Origin of the sequence: Flagellimonas sediminis (genome assembly GCF_010500845.1) — a bacterium.
Lineage (GTDB): Bacteria > Bacteroidota > Bacteroidia > Flavobacteriales > Flavobacteriaceae > Flagellimonas > Flagellimonas sediminis.
In genome coordinates, this window is record NZ_JAAAMI010000010.1 from 1 (window position 1) to 17,247 (window position 17,247).

Annotated in this window: 20 protein-coding genes; all 20 read right to left on the minus strand. The window is 43.4% G+C overall.

Going from position 1 to position 17,247, the window contains the following annotated elements; translation table 11 throughout:
• The coding region (locus GTK07_RS16040; RefSeq protein WP_313790820.1) for an efflux RND transporter periplasmic adaptor subunit at positions 1–787 on the minus strand (787 nt) is incomplete at its 3' end.
• A gap of 40 nt (positions 788–827) precedes the next feature.
• On the minus strand, positions 828–986 hold the full coding sequence (locus GTK07_RS16045) for an ArsR/SmtB family transcription factor (protein ID WP_203583825.1): 159 nt from the start codon (positions 984–986) through the stop codon (positions 828–830).
• 207 nt (positions 987–1,193) lie between these two features.
• Positions 1,194–2,408, minus strand: a complete 1,215-nt coding sequence (locus tag GTK07_RS16050; RefSeq protein WP_225604827.1) for a hypothetical protein — start codon at positions 2,406–2,408, stop codon at positions 1,194–1,196.
• Positions 2,398–2,838 (minus strand): QcrA and Rieske domain-containing protein, encoded by a 441-nt coding sequence (locus GTK07_RS19420; RefSeq protein ID WP_036383492.1) that lies wholly within the window; start codon positions 2,836–2,838, stop codon positions 2,398–2,400. Before GTK07_RS19420 ends, GTK07_RS16050 begins: the two co-directional genes overlap by 11 nt.
• Positions 2,839–3,909 carry a di-heme oxidoredictase family protein gene (locus GTK07_RS16060; protein ID WP_051947306.1) on the minus strand — a complete coding sequence of 357 codons (1,071 nt, stop codon included), beginning with the start codon at positions 3,907–3,909 and terminating at the stop codon, positions 2,839–2,841.
• A 365-nt stretch (positions 3,910–4,274) separates the two neighbouring features.
• Complete coding sequence (locus GTK07_RS16065; protein WP_036383490.1) at positions 4,275–5,117, minus strand: universal stress protein; 843 nt, start codon at positions 5,115–5,117, stop codon at positions 4,275–4,277.
• Positions 5,118–5,392: 275 nt separating this feature from the next.
• On the minus strand, positions 5,393–5,569 hold the full coding sequence (locus GTK07_RS19195; RefSeq protein ID WP_162987829.1) for a hypothetical protein: 177 nt from the start codon (positions 5,567–5,569) through the stop codon (positions 5,393–5,395).
• 14 nt (positions 5,570–5,583) lie between these two features.
• On the minus strand, positions 5,584–5,757 hold the full coding sequence (locus tag GTK07_RS19200; RefSeq protein WP_164732281.1) for a hypothetical protein: 174 nt from the start codon (positions 5,755–5,757) through the stop codon (positions 5,584–5,586).
• A gap of 3 nt (positions 5,758–5,760) precedes the next feature.
• A complete protein-coding gene (locus tag GTK07_RS16070) occupies positions 5,761–6,759 on the minus strand; it encodes a sodium:calcium antiporter (RefSeq protein ID WP_036383486.1) in 999 nt (332 codons plus the stop codon).
• A complete protein-coding gene (locus tag GTK07_RS16075; protein ID WP_081894367.1) occupies positions 6,756–7,667 on the minus strand; it encodes a cation diffusion facilitator family transporter in 912 nt (303 codons plus the stop codon). Before GTK07_RS16075 ends, GTK07_RS16070 begins: the two co-directional genes overlap by 4 nt.
• 36 nt (positions 7,668–7,703) lie before the next feature.
• A complete protein-coding gene (locus GTK07_RS16080; protein ID WP_036383482.1) occupies positions 7,704–8,504 on the minus strand; it encodes a cation efflux transmembrane domain-containing protein in 801 nt (266 codons plus the stop codon).
• 43 nt (positions 8,505–8,547) lie between these two features.
• The gene (locus tag GTK07_RS16085; RefSeq protein WP_036383480.1) at positions 8,548–8,757 is read right to left on the minus strand and encodes a hypothetical protein; all 210 of its coding nucleotides are present in this window, start codon (positions 8,755–8,757) and stop codon (positions 8,548–8,550) included.
• Between the two features lie 19 nt (positions 8,758–8,776).
• Positions 8,777–10,180: a dihydrolipoyl dehydrogenase gene (lpdA, locus tag GTK07_RS16090; protein ID WP_036383477.1), complete on the minus strand. Its 1,404-nt coding sequence runs from the start codon at positions 10,178–10,180 to the stop codon at positions 8,777–8,779.
• Positions 10,181–10,267: 87 nt separating this feature from the next.
• Positions 10,268–10,702, minus strand: a complete 435-nt coding sequence (locus GTK07_RS16095; protein WP_036383475.1) for a Fur family transcriptional regulator — start codon at positions 10,700–10,702, stop codon at positions 10,268–10,270.
• A gap of 39 nt (positions 10,703–10,741) precedes the next feature.
• On the minus strand, positions 10,742–12,730 hold the full coding sequence (locus GTK07_RS16100; RefSeq protein WP_163636271.1) for a heavy metal translocating P-type ATPase: 1,989 nt from the start codon (positions 12,728–12,730) through the stop codon (positions 10,742–10,744).
• Positions 12,731–12,810: 80 nt separating this feature from the next.
• A complete protein-coding gene (locus GTK07_RS16105) occupies positions 12,811–14,769 on the minus strand; it encodes a heavy metal translocating P-type ATPase (protein WP_163636272.1) in 1,959 nt (652 codons plus the stop codon).
• Entirely contained in the window at positions 14,766–15,128 is a 363-nt protein-coding gene (locus tag GTK07_RS16110; RefSeq protein WP_072882272.1) for a SpoIIAA family protein, read from the minus strand. The genes GTK07_RS16105 and GTK07_RS16110 overlap by 4 nt, the downstream gene beginning before the upstream one ends.
• Before the next feature lie 154 nt (positions 15,129–15,282).
• Positions 15,283–15,705, minus strand: coding sequence for an MgtC/SapB family protein (locus GTK07_RS16115; protein WP_072882271.1), 423 nt, complete (start codon positions 15,703–15,705; stop codon positions 15,283–15,285).
• Position 15,706: 1 nt separating this feature from the next.
• A complete protein-coding gene (locus tag GTK07_RS16120; protein ID WP_163636273.1) occupies positions 15,707–16,597 on the minus strand; it encodes a bestrophin family protein in 891 nt (296 codons plus the stop codon).
• Positions 16,598–16,612: 15 nt separating this feature from the next.
• The gene (locus GTK07_RS16125) at positions 16,613–17,062 is read right to left on the minus strand and encodes a hypothetical protein (protein WP_235932902.1); all 450 of its coding nucleotides are present in this window, start codon (positions 17,060–17,062) and stop codon (positions 16,613–16,615) included.
• Between the last annotated feature and the right edge of the window lie 185 nt (positions 17,063–17,247).

Sequence of the window (17,247 nt, forward strand, 5' to 3'; positions counted from 1 at the left end):
CGTCGATACTAAAGGTCCCATTTACCGCGATCTCATCCCCTTCTTGCAGACCCTCCTTGACAATGAAACCATTTCCCAACGATGGTCCCAAGGTGACATCGCGCAACACAAAATTCACCCCATTGGACGTGGTATTCTTGATGTATACCACAGAACGTTCCCCGGTCCACATCACTGCCGACTTAGGAATGGTTATCGCTTCTGATGCAATGGGCTGTTTTGCTTTCACGGTTCCGGAAGCGAACATTTCCGGCTTTAACCTTAAACCGGCGTTCCCGATCTCGATTCTGGCCTTGGCAACCCTAGTCATGGGATTGATCACCGGGTCGATATAGGAAATCCTGCCTTTAAAATTTTCGCCCGGGAGGGAGGGTATGGTAAAGACCACTTCGTCGCCTTTCCTTACCCAGGGCATGTCGGACTCATAAATATCGAACAATACCCAAACGCTGTTCAGGTTGGCAATTTGATATAATGCCTTGCCCTTGTTGACATAGTCGCCAAGGTTTACCATTTTTTCGGTAACGTAGCCTGAAACATCGGCATGTATCGGCAATTCCTCCTTAACGGTCCCGGATTGAAGTATCTGTGCGATTTGGTTGTCGGAAAGCTTCCAGTTTTTTAATTTTTCCTTGGCGGCATTAAAAAACTGCGGTTGGGTGTCCGCCACCTTTCTTGCTTCAAAAAGTTCCTCTTGTGCAGTGACCAGGTCAGGGGAATAAATATAGGCGATGATCTGCCCCTGCTTGATGTACTCCCCTGTAAAATTGACCATTAGCCGTTCCACCCTCCCGGGAATATGGGAAGATTGGGAATAGATCGATCGTTCATCCGCTTCCACCGCTCATTTCAAGTATATCGGCAAAATCACAGGGACAAAGCTCACCTTCCTCGTTCAACCAGAAAAGTATCTTTAACCGAGTTTCGTTACCGGCCAGGGCTAGCACTTTGCTGATTTCGACAATTGTCTCTGAGTTTGTTCCCAAGGTTTCGCGACAACGTATTAGCTGCTTTTGGTCGGCCTCGTCGCGTGCTCAACTTAATTCAAGTGCCATAGTATTGTTTTTGAAAAAAATATAATTATTTAAGCAAATACTAAAATAATATTCTCCACCATTGCTCTTCCAAAATTACACTTTACTTAAATACATTCTACCCGATATTAAATCAAAGTAGCTATGTAAAATATTTTATTAAAAATAGGTGCTGAATCCAAAATACCATGTGGCCGTTCTTGAGGCAGGATTGTTGAGAATATCCTGTTGCCACTGGTATCTGTAGTTGATCCTTAGAACGGTCTGTGGTGCGGGCCTAAAGCTTATTGCAGGTGTAATTGCGAATAAATCATCCCCAACATTCGTATTGGTCTGGGCAAACCTGCCAATGTTGTAGTCCACATAATCCGTTCTGAGCGACAGGTTGAGTACGGCATTTTCCCAGTCCAATACTTCGGTCTTTAGTACCGGTTGGACAATATCCACAAAAAAACCAACTTGCCGATCACCAAACTGCTGGGTAAAAGTGTCCGGAACATCGACCCATATGTAGGCCATTTCACCGATAAACCTTGTCCCCGTTTTTTTAATGGCAGTATTTAAATCCAGGGCAAGAACATCTACCCTCCCTGATTGTGTATCAACCTGAAGCCCGTCAACTTCTTTCCTATTGTAGGCCCCACCCATATAAGAAATGCCCAATTCCCCTAATTTTCTATGCTTAATGGCCAACTTTCCATTGAGGAGCGCATTTCCGCTAAAATTCTCCTCGAATCGCGAGGAATTCTCCTTGACCGAAGCCAAAAATGTTCTTTCTCCCTCTTTATCTATAATGCTTGTATCAAAGCCATTGGTGAGGTATGCTTCATAGCCCAAGGTCCAAGCTTCCTTATATGCCTTTCCATATATCCCAAATCCGGCATTGGAGAAAGTGGCGGGCAACAAATTGGTGCTGACATCTGGCCGCTCGACAAACTCCCATTTTGGTCCGTCGTGATTTTGATTAAAGGAACCTATTGGATTCAGTACGATGCCTCCCCTAAGGTTCAACAAGGGGTGCAAAGCAATGTCCATGGAGGCGAATTCAATAGCAATTTCCTCTGTCCCGTTTTCAAATTCCAATTCGGTCAAAAACTTAATGCGCTTTGAAATAGAAGCCGAGACAAAAAGGGTCAATCTTCGGGCCTGAAAAGAAAGCCCCTCGGACAATCCGTCCTCAATACTGTAGATTGAGTTCGCCTCTAGATAACCGCCCAGATTGACTGGAAATTTATCGAAAGTTAGAAAAGGACGGTCATAAACCGCATCCATATTCATCGATTCCTTAATACTGTCCCTGTCGCTAGTTTGCGAGCTAAGGGTTAAAACGTAAATGTTCATTAAAGCAAGGGCTGCATATATTTTACGAACCATGCACATAGATATTTTCATTATCGGCGGTTGTTTCAAATGATTTTAGGTTTTCTTCGGCCGGCCCTTCTAAAACCCTGCCTGAACGGTCGAACTCACTGCCATGACATGGACAGTTGAATATGCCGCCGCCAATGTTGAGTTCACAGCCCCTATGGGTACATTGCATCAAACTGGCCAGATAATTACTGTTTTGTGTTTTGAATATTCCGATGGGGTATCGCATGGAATCGCTCTGGATGACCACAAAATCACGTTCAATCTGCTTTCCCCCTTTCACCTGTTGAAACTCCCCCTTTGAAACTCGTAGCACTCCCCCTTCTTCAACGAAGGATGCATAATACAGGCCTGCGCAACTACCGAGTAAAGCGGAGGAAGCTGGCAGGACTGCTATCAGATATCCAAATTGTTTAATAAAATCTTTTCTATGCACTTATAGGGAATTAATGAATTTTATCAGTTGTGATTTTTCTTTTGGGGTCAGGGACAAATACTGGGCTTTTGAATTATCGGCCTCACCGCCGTGCAATTCAATGGCCTCCTCAATACTCGAAGCCCTTCCATCATGTAACAACAAATCCGAGTAGGGATGAAATTCCTTAAAGGATAACGATTCAATTGGGGAAAATCCTGTGGTCAACGTGGGTGTGTGACAGACAGCACATTGTACCGATTCAAAGAGTTCTTTTCCAGCAATGACATCGGGGTCTGTTTGATTTCTGGGAATTGGTGCTTTTAAGGTTTTAAGGTAGAAAACGACATCGTTCAAGGTTTGGGTACTAATTTCAAGATCCTCTTCAAGTCCACTGAACGGGTCAATGGGGTCATAAAGAGATGTAATCCCTATGTCCTGGTTATATGCGCTGACGCTTTGGTGCAACAAATCATAACTACCCGCTTTCTTTCCAAACCTGAAGATATAATTGTTGCCCTGGGGAACACTATTATTCCGAATCTTGGTGAATTCAGGAGGAATATTGTAGTGAGGTCTTCCACTAATACCGTCTTGATTTGCATCAGAAGGGTCTGCGAGAGCCAAAATATTCGCGTCAGGGACAGCATCCAACAAACCCAATCCCGTTACCGCCGGAGCGACCAAAATGGAAAATGGGAAGCCTTCAGGCACGGTCTCCGGTTCAAAACCCGGTATGGCTTTATTTTGAATTTGGTTCCTGCCATCACCGAAGGATAACATCGAGGGTAAGTTCAAGTCATTGTTACCGAATCTGATTAGTTGATTGAAAGGATGACCCTTGCCATCCCCTGAATGGCAACTTGCACAGCTGGTGCCAACAAACAAGGGGCCAAGACCTTTTTCAACCGTGAAAACATCATCGTTAAAAGCTATATCCCCTGCTAAAAACAGTTGTTGCTCGCTTAAGGACAATCCGTCCAATGGCCCGTCCAACAGCTCAAATTCCATAGGTTCTTCCGGACCCAAATTTTCACAGCCAAATAGAGCGATTAAAGACAGGCCAATAAAGAAATGAATGATTTTAGACATTACTATAATGATATTTATTCCAAATAAAATATATTTTTAGATAAGTCTAAATATAGATGTAAAATTCTTCAATAAAGAAGTGGTTAAACCTTAAAGGGTTTGTTGATTTAATTATGAAAATCCCGTACTGTGGGAAATGTCGGTTGGCCAGAATGAAAATTTATATTTCGATATTTACTATGGGCTTATGCCCACTTCATCCGCTGCAACCGCACCGCATTAAAAATCGCCAATAACGCCACGCCCACATCCGCAAAGACTGCTTCCCACATGGTAGCCAATCCACCTGCGCCCAGAATGAGCACGATAATTTCGCATAGTAAGCTATACCTAATATTTACTAGAGTATCACATAGGTAGAAAAGCTACTTAACTATCAGCAGTGGGGCCTTGGAGGCATACAGCATTTTTTTTCTTAGCCCCTTTTTGAAAAGTGCCTCAAAAAATCCGTGTTCCCTGTAAAGCAAAACCAATAGGTCTATTGGGGTTTCAGTCAAAAATTCATCGATACCCTCTTCGGGTTTGTCTTCCTCGATAACTGTAAAGAACCATTGCTTAGGTACAAGAAGTTTGCCAAATCTTTCACGAATAAATGCTTTCTCCGGCACTCTTTCCTGTTTGTCCGCTATATGTACAAAGTGCAACTGTGCATTATAGTTTTGCAATAATCTGGACAATATTTCAAAATCTATTCTATTATCCATACTATCCGTATCCACTGCGACCCCGATACGCTTATATGCAGTATAGCTGGCATCTTCAGGTACGGCCAGTACTGGACAAGGCGCCTTTTGTGTCACCTTTTCGGTAACGGTTCCAATAAAAATTTCATCAAATCCCGAAGCCGTGCCCTTGGTACCCATAACGACAAGACTGGTATTCATTTCCTTAGCCAGGCCAGAAATCACATCGACCGTTGCCCCGAAACCGACAATTGCTTGAAATTCCAACTTGTCCAGTTCAGGAAAGCCTCTTAGAAACTTATCCAATTTTTCTTTATTGAGTTTTTCTTGTGATGCTGTGGTATCTGTTACATTGTGTGCCATAGTTGCCATCCCGATGGGCGTACCGGATGGATATGCCACTGAATAGGCGTGGACAAAAACCAGTTTTGATTTCAATTTTTGTGCTAGCCCAATTGCGTAGCTCACCGCATTTTCTGAAACCTGTGTGAAATCTACGGGTATTAAAATTCCTTTATCTTTCATATCATTTTGTTTTTATTGATTTGACTTCATTAATCTTTCTTTTTAGGTTTAATTATTCAATTGAAAAGCAGGTAAAAACCATATAGAATGGCATCTAAAAAGGCAATTGTCAGCACCGCAAGGAACATTGCCACAAAAACCAACAAGCAATACCCTTTCTCCTTTCTGGTTCTTACTTTCCTGTTTATTGAATTCCCCTTTTTTTCCTCTAGTCTCCGCTTTCTTCTTTCCCGTGACATATTATACTGTGCTTTACTAAAATCAACGCACCAATGCTATCCCCTAAGGTCATAAAACCATTCTTCTGCACGTTTGATTCCCTCCGTAATGGCCTTCTCACGAGAATACCCATTCTCCTTTACCAATTCTTGTGCAATTTTGAGGGCCTTCTTCCGAACTGACGGCTGTAGGCCATCAAGTTTTGTTTTGAAATCTTCAAATGTCCAGTCCATATTGTATACTTTTTTTAGAGCTTTCGCCCTTCCATCTCTGCTTTTACAATGCCGCGTTCAAGGGCTTCCTCCTTGGAGCATTGGTTTGTCGTATAGTATTCTTTAGCATACTTTACGGCCAATTTGTGGATGTTTTCATCCAGCATATTGAGCCTCATCGAGCAATCTTTAAAAAGTTCGTCTTTCATCTATCAAAAAAGTTTCAACACGTAAAAAACCATGACCAGTAAATAAACTATATATGCCGCATCAAATACAAAAATCTGCCAACGAGAGAAACCGTGCAGTTCCTTGCTTTGATGCACAAATAGTGTGTAAAGCAGTGGCATAAGCCCGACAAAGGCCAGGTTGACCCAGAACAGTTCAAAGTCCTCAATGGGGGTGGTTACCAAAGCCAGCGGAAAAAATGCCACCGTCATCGTTACGGCATTGTCTGCAATAACACTGGTGGTGCCCGCTGTCACCTCGCCCCCTTTTACCACGCTCCAGGTCTTGAATATTTCCGGTGCCGTGGTCATTATGCCCGTGATGAAAAGGCCTCCCACGATTTCAGAAATATTTAGGGCAGAAACAATATTTTCGGTCGCCTTCACTATGAAAAAAGCGCCAACTGCTATCGCAAAGGCCCCGGCAATCGATAACCAGACCTGTTTTTTGTTCCATTCTACTTTTTTGCCCTTTTCCTTGCCTTTTATGATTGCGTGGGTCAAGAACGCAGCATAGGCCGCCAGCATAATCCACCCGTCCACAGGTTGCAGGCCACGCCAGGGCTTTGGCAGAGTTAAAATGGCCACAAGGGCGATAATGCCCAGATAAGGAAGGGACAGTACGGAAACCGAACGTTTGTTCAACGCCAGAATGTTTTTATCAAGATGTTCTTGATGTTCCTTGTTGTTCTTGAATTGTTTCCTGGAAGCAAAATAAGCTATGGTCACCATCAAGGGAATGGAAATAATATTGGAACCCAATAAGTTGCCCAGGCCAATATCGGAAACGTCCCGTGCCGCACTGGTTATATTGATGGCAACTTCAGGACTGGCCGTTACAAGGGCAAGAAAAGCGGCTCCAGCGGATGCGGTAAGCCCCCATTGCTTGCGGAGCAACTTTAAAGGAGTCAACAATCGATCCGCACCCCAGTGTGCTGCCCAGGCCGCTAGGCCCAAAACGAGTACCCATGGCCATATGTTCATAATTCTGTCATTTTAACATTTCTCTCTTTGCTAGGTTCGATATGGATGTGCACGTCAAGTATCTCGGAATATGACCTGAACAATCTCTCCTTTACTTTGTGTGCAATATCATGGCCCTCGGTCACAGTTAATTCCCCATCGATCCAAATATGCATATCGATATGAAAGGCCGTTCCCATCTTTCGGGAATGGCAGCGCTCTACCCTTACCACTTCAGGAACGGCTTCGGCCAGTCGGATAACCTCATTTCGAAATTCGGGCTCCACAGCTTCGTCCAGCAACTCCCTTACCGATGACCTAGCTATTTTATAGGCATTGAACAGAATAATGCCCGCTGCAATGAGTGCCGCGAAATCATCCGCTATCTCAAACCCTTCGCCACCGATCAATGCTATGGAAATCCCTATAAAAGCGGCTATCGACGTAATGGCATCACTCCTATGGTGAAATGCATCGGCCTTGACGGCCGAACTATTGATTTCATCACCTGTTTTCATGACATAGCGATACAACGCCTCTTTCGTGAGGACAACAAATACCAGTATGAAGAGTGTGAAGGGTGCAGGAGTTTTGTGGGGTACCAGAATATGGTCGATGCTGTCCCTTATGATTATACCACCTGCAATGGTTAGGGCTATGGCAATACCCACCGCCACCAGGGCCTCTATCTTACCGTGTCCGTAGGGATGGTTTTCATCCGGTGGCCTTGACGACCATCTCAACCCGGCCCATAATAGTGCGGATGTCAGCACATCCGCCCCGGATTCGATCGCATCGGCAATAAGGGCATAAGAATGCCCGAACACCCCGCCCAAACCTTTGATCAATGCCAATAATGCACTGATCAAAATACCTACGAGGGTAGTTTTGAGTCCTATTCGGGATATGGCATTTGGATTCCTTTCCAAAATCTTTCTTTTGCTATTTCTTTTCTTCCCAATACGTTATTTGGACAATTTTAAAATTCTAATGGCCCCACGCATCACAAAGGCAAATACAATACCGCCTATGACCAAATCGGGCCATTTACTGTCTAAAAAATAAACCAGCACCCCTGCCAGTATTACCCCGCCGTTCACAATAATGTCGTTTGAGGTAAAGATGGCACTTGCCTGCATATGCGCTTCCTTGCTTTTGGCCTTGTTTATCAACCATAGGGAAACGAGGTTGCCGATAAGGGCGAAAATGGAAACGATAATCATCCATTGGAACAAAGGGGTTTCGCTACTACTCAAAAACCTTCTCACGACTTCCGAAAATCCCAGCAGGGCCAACGCCATCTGAAAATAGCCACTGAATTTCGCCACTTTCTTTTTTCTGGAAATAGCGCCGCCTACGGCAAAAAGGCTCAATGCATATACAATGGAATCGGCCAGCATATCCAGTGAATCGGCAATTAGACCCATCGAGGAAGAAATCCAACCCGTAGTCATTTCGATAACAAAAAAACCAAAATTGATGTACAAGACCCACCAGAGTATCTTCTTTTGTTTGGTCTCATCTTCAGTATTAGGTGCTTCCGCCTTTTCTGTTCCCAAAAGTTTTTCCCCCAACTTTAATGCACCCAATTCCACGTTTATTTCTTGGGCATTCCCTTGATGGTACACATCTAATTTCCTATTCGGAATGTCAAAGTCCAGATATTTGATTTGAGGATTTGACTCCAGTTTCATCCGTATCATCTGTTCTTCTGAAGGGCAATCCATTTGACTTACCTTAAAAGTGCTTTTGTTTATAGTGGACATTTAAATAATCTGTATTAAATTCTACGTTTGGTCTTTTAAATCTTTACTTACTATGGGATTCCATATATTTTTCCAAAATCGATTTTAAGCTCTCCAAATAATCAGCGAACGATTTAATGGTCGGTTTTGCTTCATCATCTACGGGAATCGTTATGGGGTTCTCATCCAAATACCGATAGAGTTCGGGATATTCGTGTTCAATCCTTAGGGTCAATTCGTTGATTTCTTGGGTTAGTTTTTGAATTTTCTTCATCTTCGTTTTTTTTATAATTTTATATATGCAACGCCCTGTCTTCGGTAGCAGCCAAGCAGGCTTCCTTAAAGGTTTCTGAAAATGTGGGGTGTCCGTGGGACATTCTGGCAATATCCTCTGCCGCTGCCCTGAATTCCATCGCCACGACAGCTTCCGTATAACTATCGGCTATGCGCGGACCTATCATATGAACGCCCAAAATTTCATCGGTTTCCTTGTCTGCAATCACTTTTATAAAGCCATCGGTGTCCATACTTATCTTGGCCCGTGCATTGGCCTTAAAGGGAAACGTGCCCGTTTTTATAGCCCTTCCTGCTTCTTTAAGTTCCTCTTCGGTAAGTCCCACGCCGGCTACTTCGGGCTGTGTATAGACAATGTTTGGTATGAGGGAATAATTGATGTGCGGCTTTTGTCCCGCAATGCGTTCGGCCACAAAAACACCTTCTTCACTGGCCTTATGGGCGAGCATCGCACCTCGGACTACATCTCCAATGGCATAGACCCCTTTTACATTGGTTTCCAGGTTATCGTCTACTTTTATTTGTCCTTTTTCGTTGGTTTCCACTCCCACGTTTGCAAGGCCCAAGCCTGATGTAAAAGGTTTTCTCCCAATGGCCATCAGGCAATAGTCGCCTTCCAACTGCATTTCCTTGTCGTCTTTCCTGTTCTGTGCCGTAAGGGTTACTTTATCATCTGCTGCCACAGCTTTTGTGACCTTGTGTTCCAGATAGAACTCGATATCTTGTTTTCTTAGGGACCTGTACAATTGATGCCCTACGGATTTGTCCATTGTATAAATAAGCCCATCAAAATACTCTACGATGGAAACCTTTGAACCTAACCTGGCGAAAACCGAACCTATCTCGACCCCAATGACACCACCTCCAACGACCATCAAGTGTTTGGGGATTTCTTTAAGGGCAAGCGCTTCCGTAGAGGAAATAATCCTTTTTTTATCTATTTCTATGTTGGGCAAGGATGCAGGTTTTGACCCGGTGGCGATGACCATTTTATCGGTTTCTATGGTTTGTGTTTTGTCCTCGCCCTTAATTTCAATGGTGTTTTTGTCCTTGATGTTTCCGTGGCCTTCATAAACGGTAACCTTGTTCTTTTTCATCAGGTAGGCTACCCCGTTGATGATTTCCCCCACGACGTCTTGAACCCTTTGGTTCATTTTTACAATATCTACATTCGCCTCCTTGACATCAATGCCGAAATCCTCGAATTGGTGTTTGAGCTTGTGGTAATGTTCCGATGCTTCCAGCCAGGCTTTTGAAGGGATACAACCCACGTTAAGGCAAGTGCCGCCAAGGGTACTGTACCTTTCGATTATGGCCACTTTAAAGCCCAGTTGTGCAGCACGTATGGCACACATGTAGCCACCTGGACCGGAACCAATAATTGTTATATCATATTTTTCCATAATTGTATTTTTTTGGTTAAATAAGGTGGAAGAACCTTGAACTTGCCTCTTGGGCGCAAGGGTTCAAAGTTCTGGAACTCCCACCTGTTATTTTTCCTTACATTTCACGCATATCCCTTTTAATACCAAGTTGACATCGTTTATTTTATAATCACTTGGTAAACTTTCTTCCGGTATTTTATTTGGCAAACAGATTGTTTTCTTACATTCGGTACAATGAAAATGCAGATGTAAATCCGAACCATATTTACCTTTAACGTTTTCATCAGAAATTGCAAATTTTGCCACTCCGGTTCCATCATTAATCTGATGAATAAGTCCCTTCTCCTCAAAAATCTTAAGGTTGCGATAAAAGGTCGTTCTGTTTGCTGTCTTATTGGTTTCGCTCTTTTCGGCAAAGACCTTTTTTAAATCGGAAAAGGACACGGCACTTTGCTTCCTTCTCAGATACCTGTATATCTTGGACCTCATTTGAGTAGGGCGAATACCGTGACTTGACAATATTTTTTCCGTTTTGTTCATTTTTTAATCTTGATTCAAAGGCAATCTCCTTTATTGGATTTATTTTTTATAGGCGAGCAAACGCAATGCATTGACCACCACTACCAACGTAGAGCCTTCGTGAACCGCCACGGCTATGCCGATACTTGCCCAGCTCATTATGGTCGCAGGAATTAAAAGGGCAACAACCCCCAAGCTAACCCATAAGTTTTGCTTGATTATCGCCTTCGCTTTTCTGCTCAAACCGATGGCAAAAGGCAAGGTTTCCAGTTTGTCTGCCATTAGTGCTATATCTGCGGTCTCTAAAGCCACGTCGCTTCCCGCCGCACCCATTGCAATACCAACGGTACTGTTTGCCATAGCAGGGGCATCATTGACCCCATCACCTATCATTGCCAGTTTATTTTCCTGTTCCGCAAGTTTTTTGATGGCCTCCACTTTTTCTTCGGGAAGCAGACTTCCGCGAGCTTCGGTCAAACCGATTTCCTCGGCTACAGCGTCGGCTACTTTCTGGTTGTCGCCGGTAAGCATTATCATTTTCTTGATGCCTATTTCCTTTAGTTGGGCAAGGGTTTCCTTGGCTTTTTCCCGTGGCGTGTCCATTAGCCCCAGCATCCCTATAAATTCATTGCCCCTTTTTATTAGCATCGTGGTCTTTCCTTCCCCTTCAAGCGCTCTTACCTTTTCTGATACATCGCTGGGAACACCTTTATCAATATCCTCAAAAAGCTCAAGGTTGCCTATGTAAATGGAATTCCCTTGATAGTTTGCCTTTATGCCCTTGCCCTGTACGGCTTCCAAATCATCGGCATCGGGAATTTTGGTGTCCTTCCCAAGCCGCTCCATCCCATCCCTTACAACAGCCTTTGCCAGGGGATGGTCACTCAGTTCCTCAACCGCAATCGCGATTTCCAACAGTTCCTTTTTATCTATACTGCCAAAACTTTCGACGTCGGTAAGCTTTGGTTTTCCTTCGGTAAGTGTTCCCGTTTTGTCAAAAGCGAGAGCGGTAAGTACCCCTAAGTCTTCCAAGGGGCGACCGCCTTTTATCAAAACCCCGCCTCGTGCTGCTCTTGCCACACCACTCAATACAGCAGATGGCGTAGAAATGGCCAGGGCACAAGGACTGGCTGCCACAAGTACCGCCAGGGAACGGTACAGGCTTTCATTCCACGTTTCATCGATGACCAAAAAAGCAAAATTTAATACTATGACCAATAAGATTACCGATGGCACGTAGTACCGCTCAAACTTGTCTGTCAATAATTGTGTGGGCGATTTTTGGTCCTGGGCCTCTTGAACCATAGTGACCAAGCGGTTGAGGGTAGAATCTTTTGCCTCTTTGATAACCTTTATTTCGAGGGTATTGTTGCCATTGATGGTTCCTGAAAAAACACGGTTCTCATCCGGGATATCACTTTTTGAGGTGTACTCCTTATCCGGATTTTCTATCGGTGTTTTGTCCACCGGAACGCTCTCCCCGGTAATGGGTGACTGGTCTATACTACTATTGCCCTTTACAATAACACCATCGGCAGATATTTTACTGTTGGGGCGTACCACGATGATGTCGCCCACCTGTAGTTCTTCAATACCCACTTCAACGGTATCGTCATCTTTCTTGAGAAGGGCTGTTTTTGGAGCGAGGTCGGTCAGTGCCGCAATGGACTTTTTTGCCTTGCCCATTGCATAGTTTTCCAATGCGTGACCCAGACTAAAAAGGAACAGCAACAAGGCACCTTCTGCCCATTCGCCCAGATAGGCCGCCCCCGCAGCTGCTACCAGCATCAGGAAATCGATTTCAAATTCGCCCTTGGCCACTTTGGTAACGGCCTCTTTCAGGGTAAAAAAGCCACCAAAAAAGTAGGCTGCGATATAGAGCCCAAAATGGATGTTGGCTGAAATCCCCGTATACTTTTCCAACAGGAAACCTGTAATTAGTGTGACCCCACTTAAAATCGCAAAATAGAGTTCTGTGTTTTTGCCGAAGATGCCGCCGTGGTCGTGGTTGTGGCCATCGTCTTTGTTATGATTTTCCTTGTCTTTCATATTATTAATGGTTTTGTTATCGTTAATTAAGATTTAATCCACTTTTGGGCTTGTATTTTGTTTAAAGGGTAATACTTTTATTATTTCCAATTCATTTTTTGCAAACGTATTGCATTGAGAATGGCCACGAACGAAACCCCTACATCGGCAAAAACGGCTTCCCACATCGTTGCCAGGCCAATGGCACCCAAAACCAGGAAAATCCCTTTTACCCCAAAAGCAAGACCAATATTTTGCCATACGATGCGGCGTGTTGAGCGTCCAATTTGGATACCTCGGGCCATCCTGCTCGGCTGGTCGGTCTGAATGATGACATCTGCGGTCTCTATGGCCACATCACTGCCCAAACCACCCATTGCGATACCCACATCGCTTGCAGCAAGTACGGGAGCATCATTGATACCGTCGCCCATAAAAGCTACGGTCGTATCGGGTTGTGTTTTGAGTTTCTCGACTTCGTTCAGTTTATCTTCCGGTAGCAGTCCACCCTTGGCCCAATCAATATTCAGTTCCTTGGCAACTTGTTGGGTTATGGAATCCTTGTCTCCAGAGAGCATTATGATTTTAGCTATTCCGGCCTCCCGAATCTGTTGAATGGTGTGATACGCGTCTTCCTTCAATTCATCGGCAATGGTCACATAGCCTGCGAATTTTCCATCGATGGCAACTATCACTATAGATTCGACTATCACATCGGTTTCAGGGGGAACATCAACATTATTGGAAGTCATCAAAGCTTTGTTGCCGACCAAGACCTCCTTATGGTTGACTATGCCCTTTAATCCCTTACCGGCAACTTCATAAACTTCGGATGCCTTAAAATCAGCACCTTCCGCCTTGTATTCCAGAATTGCCTTTGCAATGGGGTGGGTGGATTGTTCTTCCATCGCCATCAGGTATTGCATAAATTCCACTTCCCCTTCGACTGCGCTCAGGGCAGGCGCGAAGTTATTTTTGGTCACCACTTCCTTAATCTTTAAGACCCCTTTGGTAACTGTACCCGTCTTGTCCATCACCACGGTATTTACCTTGGTCATCGCATCGAGAAAAGATGCACCTTTGAACAGGATTCCGTTGCGCGATGCCGCACCCAGACCTCCGAAATAGCCCAGTGGAATGGAAATGACCAAGGCACAAGGGCAGGAAATCACCAGGAAAATTAAAGCTCGGTATAGCCAATCCCTAAACACGTATTCATCGACAAAAAAGTATGGTAACAAAGTGAGTCCGATAGCAAGGAAAACCACGATGGGCGTATAAATCCTGGCGAACTTTCTGATAAATAATTCGGTCTTTGATTTCCGGGCCGTGGCATTCTGTACCATCTCCAGAATACGGGCGATGGAACTGTCCTTGAATTCCTTGGTGGTTTCTACTTTTATGACACCGTCGAGATTGATGCTTCCCGCAAAGACTTTTTCGTTCTGTATTATGGTGTAGGGTTTGCTTTCGCCAGTAATGGCAGCTGTATTCAGCGATGCTTTTTCGGACAGTAAAACCCCATCCAAAGGAATTTTTTCGCCCACGCGTACCTGAATTTTTTCACCAATCTCAACAGTTTCTGGATTGACCGAAACAAAATCCCCATTTTTATAAACCAATGCTTCATCGGGTCGTGCGTCCAGGAGTGCTTTGATGTTTCCTTTGGCACGGTTTACGGCAGCATTTTGGAACAGTTCGCCCACGGCATAGAACAACATCACGGCAACGCCCTCTGGATATTCGCCTATGGCAAATGCTCCCAAGGTTGCGATGGACATTAGGAAAAATTCTGTAAAGAAATCGCCATTTTTAATACTTTCCCATCCCTCCTTGATGACGGGAAAGCCAACAGGGATGTAGGCCACCGTGTACCACACAATCCTGACCCATCCCTGAAAGGAAGGAAAGGCGTCGAAATAGTCAATGGCAATACCAACTATGAGCATCACAAAGCTGAAAATTGCCGGCAGATAGGTTTTGAACTTTTTTTCGCTTGCTGAAATTACAGAGGACTGTTTCCCTTTTAGCTCCCGTAGCTGTAGTTTTTTCTTTTTCATCCTTTTGTTGAGACCCAAGCCATTGCCTGTTCCTTATATTTAATATCAAAATATTTAACTTCAGACTTTGTAAAAAAATCGGTTGCCTTGGCTGCCCATTCCTGCCATTTCCTATTGCCAACAAAGGCCATCTTACCATAATCTCCCAAGTGTGCCGAATCAATCTTTAGGTCTTCCCAAAAGCCTTTAAGGGTATAACCTTCAAAATCTTCCATTTCAAAATAGAAATCCACTTTATGGCCTTTTTCTATGATATTATGAATAAGCGGGTGCAGCTTACGCATATCCTGTTCCGTAAGTTTCCCGCTGATTTTAGCGGCAATGAGATTTTCCTGTTCTAAGTTTATTTTCTGTAGCATTTTTATAAATTTTAGTCAATCTAAATAAAATAACCGTGCAAAGGGTGTGCAATTATCCCGAAGCGAACTCCCCCATACCGGGTCACGTTTAATTGTATTGTGTCCCATTCCAACGTTGGTATAAAATACATTCCGTCGGGTTTTACTATTCCTTTCATCGTTTTTTCTTTTTAAAAAATGGAAAATGATGGGAAACCAGCAGGAGTATAATCAGAAAGGTACTGGTTATGCCGATTAGGTACATCCCATATCCTATGGCAATGCCAACACCAGCACTGGCCCAGATGGTAGCGGCCGTTGTTAACCCTGATATGGTATTCTTTGAACTGTCCCTAAAAATAATACCCGCTCCTAAAAAACCAATTCCAGAAACAATATTGGCGACAATTCTGGTTTGGTCTGCCACTTCAATATGTGTATTGATGATAGTTAATAGTGCCGCTCCCAAACAAACGGAAGCATAGGTCCTTATGCCAGCGTCGTGACCATGAATTTCCCGGTCAAGCCCAATCAAGAAACCCAGTAACAAGGCAACCAATAATCTGGGAATCAGCGTTATTTCAGTTTGCAAATCCATATCATAAAACGTAATATGTTTCAGGTTTCTTTTTCTCGGGGATGTCCTCATCACCTATCATCTGCTTTAGATTAATTTCAATAGTTTGGGCCAGATCGGTCATAGGCGTATCCATTGGATTATTTTCGAAGGGGTCCTGCATTAAAATCGAGGTCTTCTCAATGGCTATAAAGATGATAGGGATAGCGATGGTAAGGCCAATTTCCACAGAGAGGTAATTATCGGACAAACCAAACGGAAGCATTGTGGCAAAAACATAAATAATAAGGTGTATCAAAAGGCTATGTGCCTTAGGAAAAACCGTGTTTTTGATCCTTTCACATTTGCCCATTGAATCGCAGAGGCGCGCAATTGTGCTGTCAATCTGTACCTGTTGGAATTTATTGACCACCTTATCGTTAAGGGATTCTGATAAGGCTTCAGAATGTTTTAATAGAATAGCATTGGGAACATTTTGGTAATTAATGTCCTGAATTTTTAAATAGCCGGCTACCTTAGGGGAAAAGTCCACTTTCCTTAAGGACTCACCCAGTGCATAGCACCACACAATTTGTCGTAAAACTATTTCTTTAATCCTAAATTCATACTGGTCATCCTTCTTATCATAAAAGGTAATGCTCTGTCGCACCAAAGTACGAGAATCGTTGACAATGGCTCCCCAGATAATCCTGGCTTCCCACCAGCGTTCATAGGCCTGGTTTGTCCGAAACCCCAGTAACAAGGCTACGGCAGTACCAAAAACCCCTGTAACGGCTATAGGTATCGAAATTTTACTTAGAAAACCGAATTGGTCTAAAATACCCATAGTTATGGCATAAAACACAATAAATAAAATATCATACTTAATGTATTTAAGAAAGGACCATATGGATATACGTTTGTTTAAGAGCATTTTTTATTTGTTAAATTACTGGTTGTCCAATTTTAAAACCATTTGTGCAAACTGCACTTCTATGGCATCATCGATACCTTTTATGATGGAATCCAAGCCTGTATCAGCCACCAAAACCTGTCCTCTGGCACTTATCAAACACGACATACTTACGCCTTGTTCAATATGTGTAATGGTTGCTTTAAATTGTGATTTAAAGGCTTTTCCTTGATAAGTAACATCTATCAGCCAATTAAAGTCGATAGGGTCGTGCCGTTTTGACAAAAAATCAACAGAAGGCACCGTACCGGTAAACCGAAGCATTAAGGGGTCTTCCTCCCCTGCCAGCATAGCTTTAATTTCAGGGTTGTTGGTCGATAGCGTTTTAAGGTCGAGGACACCACTGACCACTTTGGAATCATAGTCAAGGTATAATGCCAAGCTATGGCTTTCTGCCTTAAAGGGGACACTATCAAGCATTGCCATTATCTCAATGTGGCCTTCTTTTGTACTGTAAATTTTTTGGGCACTACCATTAAAATAGCTAACCAACAAGATTATTAAAATAAAGTGTTTAACATTCATAATATCCATCTTTAATTGTATAATTTAAAAAAAGTAGCTTCTACTTTAGCTTTTAATGCTATCAATCATTTTGCTTTAAAAAAGCA

Bases quoted from the DNA above. Each gene is read 5' to 3' on its own strand.
- GTK07_RS16125 (WP_235932902.1), bottom strand. From the start codon at position 17,062: ATGGCAATGCTTGATAGTGTCCCCTTTAAGGCAGAAAGCCATAGCTTG.
- GTK07_RS19200 (WP_164732281.1), bottom strand. From the start codon at position 5,757: ATGAAAGACGAACTTTTTAAAGATTGCTCGATGAGGCTCAATATGCTG.
- GTK07_RS16100 (WP_163636271.1), bottom strand. From the start codon at position 12,730: ATGAAAGACAAGGAAAATCATAACAAAGACGATGGCCACAACCACGAC.
- GTK07_RS16085 (WP_036383480.1), bottom strand. From the start codon at position 8,757: ATGAAGAAAATTCAAAAACTAACCCAAGAAATCAACGAATTGACCCTA.
- GTK07_RS16080 (WP_036383482.1), bottom strand. From the start codon at position 8,504: ATGTCCACTATAAACAAAAGCACTTTTAAGGTAAGTCAAATGGATTGC.
- GTK07_RS16050 (WP_225604827.1), bottom strand. From the start codon at position 2,408: ATGGTTCGTAAAATATATGCAGCCCTTGCTTTAATGAACATTTACGTT.
- GTK07_RS19195 (WP_162987829.1), bottom strand. From the start codon at position 5,569: ATGGACTGGACATTTGAAGATTTCAAAACAAAACTTGATGGCCTACAG.
- lpdA (WP_036383477.1), bottom strand. From the start codon at position 10,180: ATGGAAAAATATGATATAACAATTATTGGTTCCGGTCCAGGTGGCTAC.
- GTK07_RS16065 (WP_036383490.1), bottom strand. From the start codon at position 5,117: ATGAAAGATAAAGGAATTTTAATACCCGTAGATTTCACACAGGTTTCA.
- GTK07_RS16070 (WP_036383486.1), bottom strand. From the start codon at position 6,759: ATGAACATATGGCCATGGGTACTCGTTTTGGGCCTAGCGGCCTGGGCA.
- GTK07_RS16060 (WP_051947306.1), bottom strand. From the start codon at position 3,909: ATGTCTAAAATCATTCATTTCTTTATTGGCCTGTCTTTAATCGCTCTA.
- GTK07_RS16115 (WP_072882271.1), bottom strand. From the start codon at position 15,705: ATGGATTTGCAAACTGAAATAACGCTGATTCCCAGATTATTGGTTGCC.
- GTK07_RS16105 (WP_163636272.1), bottom strand. From the start codon at position 14,769: ATGAAAAAGAAAAAACTACAGCTACGGGAGCTAAAAGGGAAACAGTCC.
- GTK07_RS16095 (WP_036383475.1), bottom strand. From the start codon at position 10,702: ATGAACAAAACGGAAAAAATATTGTCAAGTCACGGTATTCGCCCTACT.
- GTK07_RS16120 (WP_163636273.1), bottom strand. From the start codon at position 16,597: ATGCTCTTAAACAAACGTATATCCATATGGTCCTTTCTTAAATACATT.
- GTK07_RS16110 (WP_072882272.1), bottom strand. From the start codon at position 15,128: ATGCTACAGAAAATAAACTTAGAACAGGAAAATCTCATTGCCGCTAAA.